This window comes from Streptomyces tropicalis (genome assembly GCF_029269835.1).
Lineage (GTDB): Bacteria > Actinomycetota > Actinomycetes > Streptomycetales > Streptomycetaceae > Streptomyces > Streptomyces tropicalis.
Genome location: NZ_JARJBB010000067.1, coordinates 1 through 4485 on the forward strand (window position 1 = coordinate 1; position 4485 = coordinate 4485).

Annotated in this window: 1 protein-coding gene and 1 pseudogene; both read right to left on the reverse strand. The window is 72.2% G+C overall.

All coding sequences use genetic code 11. The features are described from left to right. Positions 1 to 1263, reverse strand: a 1263-nt coding sequence (locus tag P3H78_RS32840; protein WP_276112836.1) for an SWIM zinc finger family protein, incomplete at its 3' end; no start/stop codon positions are given. Next, positions 1260 to 4086, reverse strand: a pseudogene (locus P3H78_RS32845) (SCO1167/SCO6262 family helicase). The gene P3H78_RS32840 and the pseudogene P3H78_RS32845, both read right to left, overlap by 4 nt. Positions 4087 to 4485: the final 399 nt, after the last annotated feature.

Here is a 4485-nt window from a genome sequence, read left to right on the forward strand (position 1 = left end):
GGGGTCGCGCTGGGGGAAGCCAGCCGGCCACCAGATGTTGTACTTCTTGCGGAAGGGGTACCAGAGGCCGCCATCGGCCCCCAGGCGGAGTTGAGCGTCGTGTCCGAGCACGGTGAGCCAGGAGGCGCAGCCGTCGGCCCGGAGGCGGGGCGCACGTTCACCGTTCCAGTTCTGCTTGATCTCTTCGCGCACCGCGCGCAGGTACAACGGGTCGCCCTCGTGAGGTTCATCGAGAATGGCGAGTGCGGCGGCGCCGCCGTAGTGCCAGGCCGCGGCGGCGCGGGCCAGCCCTTTGGGCATACGCCGGGTGCCCCAGGCCAGCCGTTGCGAGACCGACAGCGGCGGGGCGGCCGCAGCCAACCGAGCGGCGTCGTCGCTGACGCTCAGCACGGGCGGGGCGATCGTCTCCCCCAGCGGCAGTAGAGCCTGGCGCAACAGAGCTGCCGCCCGAGCGGCAGTGTCGGCGGCCAGGAACTCCAGGCCCTCCGCGTTGACTCCGGAGCCGGGATCGACAGCGTCGACAGCCAGTTGAACTACAGCCCCCGGCTGGTCGAGGGCCGGTGGCGGAGCGGGCAGTGGCGGGAGACCGGCCTGCGCCGCAGCGAACACCTGGCGGGCGGAGACCCCGCGCGGCGTGACAGCGGCAGGCATCGTGGTCGCGGCGGCCTGGGCGGCATTGCGCCGGTGGAGCTCCGCCATGAGCTCGCCCTCGCTGCGTCCGCGCAACAGCAGCAGCACGAACGGGTCCTGATCGAGAAGACGGGCGACCTGGTAGTACAGGGCCGCCGCGTGCTTGCAGGGGTAGCCGTCATCGGGGCACGAGCAGGACGGGACAAGCTCGCGGCGGCCGGGCAGGAGGTGTACTCCGGCCTGGGCGGCGTCCTCGGCCAAGCTAGTGGGCATGTCGCGGTCCAGAAGGGCAGCGAGGTGGCCGGCCCTGGCCGCGACCACGTCGAGCAGCGCGTCCCACTGCCTCTCGGTGAGCTGCGGGATCTCCATGGACGAGCGGTAGGGGGTGGGGAGGCTGCCCCGCACCTGTGCGGTGGCGCGGCCGGGGGTGATCGTGATCTCGCGGACGTTTCCGGCGCGAGCGTAGGTACGTCCGCGGGCGAGCCGTCCAGTAGCGAAGCGGGTGGCGCCCTCCAAGGCAGAGACCCAGGCGTTGCCCCACCAGGTGTCGGCGAACGAACGGCGGCCGCGGGCGGAGGACAGCGGGGCGAAGACGCGGTGGCGGTCAGGGCCTCTGCCAGGGGTGTGGTTCATCGGCGCACCGCCCGCAGTCGCACGAAGTCGGCGAGCTCGGCGTCGCTCAGCTCGGTGAAGGCTGTTTCCCCGCCCCCAAGGACGGCATCCGCCAACGCGCGTTTGGCACCCAGGAGTTCGGCGATCCGATCCTCGACTGTCCCCTCGGCGATCAGCCGGTGGACCTGGACCGGCCGGGTCTGCCCGATCCGGTAGGCGCGGTCGGTGGCCTGTTCCTCCACGGCCGGGTTCCACCAGCGGTCGAAGTGGATGACGTGACCTGCACGGGTGAGGTTGAGGCCGGTCCCGGCGGCCTTCAAGGAGAGCAGGAACACCGGGGCCTGCCCGTCCTGGAAACGGCGCACCATCTCCTCGCGCTGGGCGACGGAGGTGGCGCCGTGCAGGAACTGGACCGGGATGCCGCGCCGCATGAGGTGGTGGGCGATGAGGTCGCCCATACCGACGTACTGGGTGAAGACCAGGGTGGCTTCCTGCTCGGCGAGGATGGTGTCCAGGAGCTCGTCGAGAAGGTCGAGCTTCCCCGAGCGGCCCGCAGTCCTGCTGGGCTTGTCCTCCTTGAGGAACTGCGCCGGATGGTTGGCGATCTGCTTCAGCGCCGCGAGGAGCTTGAGGACCAGGCCTCGCCGCGCCATGCCGTCGCTCTGCTCGATCTGGGCCATGACTTCGCGGACTTGCGCCTCGTACAGTCCGACCTGTTCCTTGGTCAGGCTGACCGGGTGGTCGGTCTCGGTCTTCGGGGGCAGCTCGGGCGCGATGCCGGGGTCGGACTTCTTGCGGCGCAGCAGGAAGGGGGCGACCAAGGCGGCCAGGCGGTGGGCGGCTTCGGGGTCCTCGCCGCTCTCCGCCCCGCGCGCGTAGTCGGTACGGAAGGTGCGTAGCGGGCCGAGCAGTCCGGGGGTGGTCCAGTCGAGCAGGGCCCAGAGTTCCGAGAGGTTGTTCTCAACGGGTGTGCCGGTGAGCGCGATGCGGGCCCGGGTGGTCAGGGTGCGCAGGGCCTTCGCGGTTGCCGAGTATGGGTTCTTGACGTGCTGGGCTTCGTCGGCCACCACCATGCCCCAGACGGGTTCGGCGAGGTCGGCTTGGCGCAGGCGCATGGTGGCGTAGGTGGTCAGGACGAAGCCGGTGTCCGTGTCGAGGTCGTCGAGGCTGCGCTTGGTGCCGTGGTAGCGGCGCACCGTGGTGCCGGGCGCGAACCGTTCGATCTCCCGCTGCCAGTTGCCCATCAGCGAGGTGGGGCAGACCACGAGGGTCGGCCCCGCAAGACCCGGGATGCGCGCCCGGTGCAGGTGCAAGGCGATGAGGGTGATGGTCTTGCCGAGGCCCATGTCGTCGGCGAGGCAGGCGCCGAGTCCGAGCGAGGTCATCTGGTTGAGCCAGGTCAGACCGCGCAGCTGGTAGTCGCGCAAGGTCGCGGCCAGGGCCGCCGGGGCGGGGAGCGGGGTGCGTCGGGCGGTCGCCTCGGGGTCGGCGAGGCGCTCGGTGAGGTCGGCGAGCCAGCCCCGCGCCGTCACGGGTACGCGCTCGCCCGTGATGTCCGTGCTGCCGGCCAGCGCGGTGCCGAGTGCTTCGAGGGGAGTGAGTTCGCGAGGTTCTCGGTCGCGGGCGCGGGCAAGGAGGCGCGGGTCGATCACCACCCATTGGTCGCGGAGCCGCACCAGGGGACGGGTGGCCCCGACGATCCGGTCGAGTTCGGCTTGATCGAGCTCCCGGCCGCCGAGGGTGAACTGCCAGCGGAAGGACAACAGGGCCTCGGCCGACAGCAGCGACGGAAGGTCGGAAGACGTCTTCTCGGCCGGTTCGACGACGGCGCGGGCCAGGAGTTCTTTCGCCAGTTCCTTGGGCCAGTGAACGGGGATGCCCGCGGCCGCCAAGGTCTGCGCCGCGTCGCCGAGCAGCTCACTGACTTCGTCGTCGGACAGGTCCAGGGCGGTCGGGGCGGCCATGTCCAGCAGCCGGCCCATCGGCGGCCAGGCCCGGGCGGCCCGCCGCAGCACCAGGAGCGCCTGGGCGCGTACCTCCGGGGCGGACAGGCCCGCCGTGGCCCGGCCGGACCAGACGTCTGCCGCGTCGGCGAGGGAGCCATCGGCCAGGTGATGCAGTTGCACGACTGCCGTCAGCTGCTCCTCGGCGGATGTTGTGTTCCAGCCGTCCGCCGTCAGGTCAGAGCCGGGAAGCTCGATGCGCAAGGAGATGCCGACACCCGCGTCAAGCCCGGTGGCCAGGTCCTGGGCCCACTCCAGCGGCGGACCGGTCACCGTGTGCGGCGCGGACGCGGTCCAGGTCTCCTCCCCCACGGCCACCGTGCCGGCGGGGGTGCGTGCCAGCGCATCGGCGACTGCGTTCAGAAAGGCCCTCACCAGCGGCTCTGCCTGAGGAAGCTCCAGGGGGCCGTCGCCGGGCAGGGGTTCGGCGCGGGCCTCGGGGGGCATGGCGGCTGCCAACTCCTGTACGTGCACCACGTCGTCGCGGTCCAGCGGGCCGATCCGCCAGGCATCGAAGCCGCCGGGGCTGACGCCGGGCAGGAAGCGACCGCGGCCGATCAGCTGCAGGGCCACGACGGCGGCCGCGCCCCAGAAGGCGGACGCCGGATCGGCTCCCGACCGCCCGGCGGCGGACCGTCACCCCGAGGGGGCGCACCACCGTCAGCCGGTCGGCGGCAGCCGGGACGGGCAGGCCGTCGGGGCGCCAGAACGCGACCTGACTCGTGCGCGGAGGGTCCGAGGGGATGAACACCGCGGCGCAGGCGGCGAGTTCCCCCGGCTGTGCTCCGATCCTCGCGGATGCGGATGCGGATGCGGCCGTGCCGCCGTCCGCCGCGGTCATGGTCGACGTTCCCGACCCCACGTGCAGTCCCCTCCCCACGCCCTCCGGCACGGTCCACCGGGGCCGTGCCCGCCGAGCGTAGCGCCGCGGCGCTCTGCGTCGGGCCCGAACGCCTGTCGCCCACCCGATCGAGGCGTGGCGCTGACCGGTCCGCGCTCTCTGACCCAGTTCCGGGACGAGGTGGCCACCTTGCCCGGCTGTGGCGCTGCCGTGGCTGACGGCGGTGGCCGAACTCTCTCGTGCCCGGCCACCGGGCGTGTTCGTTACTGTCCTTCAACCCTTGAAAGGTGCGATCTCATGGAGCAGGATCCAGCGGCCGACCACCTCGTGCGGGAGGTCCGCGCCGCACTGCGCATGGACACCGGAGTCCTCGATGCCAACGCTCTGCACGGCGCGGTG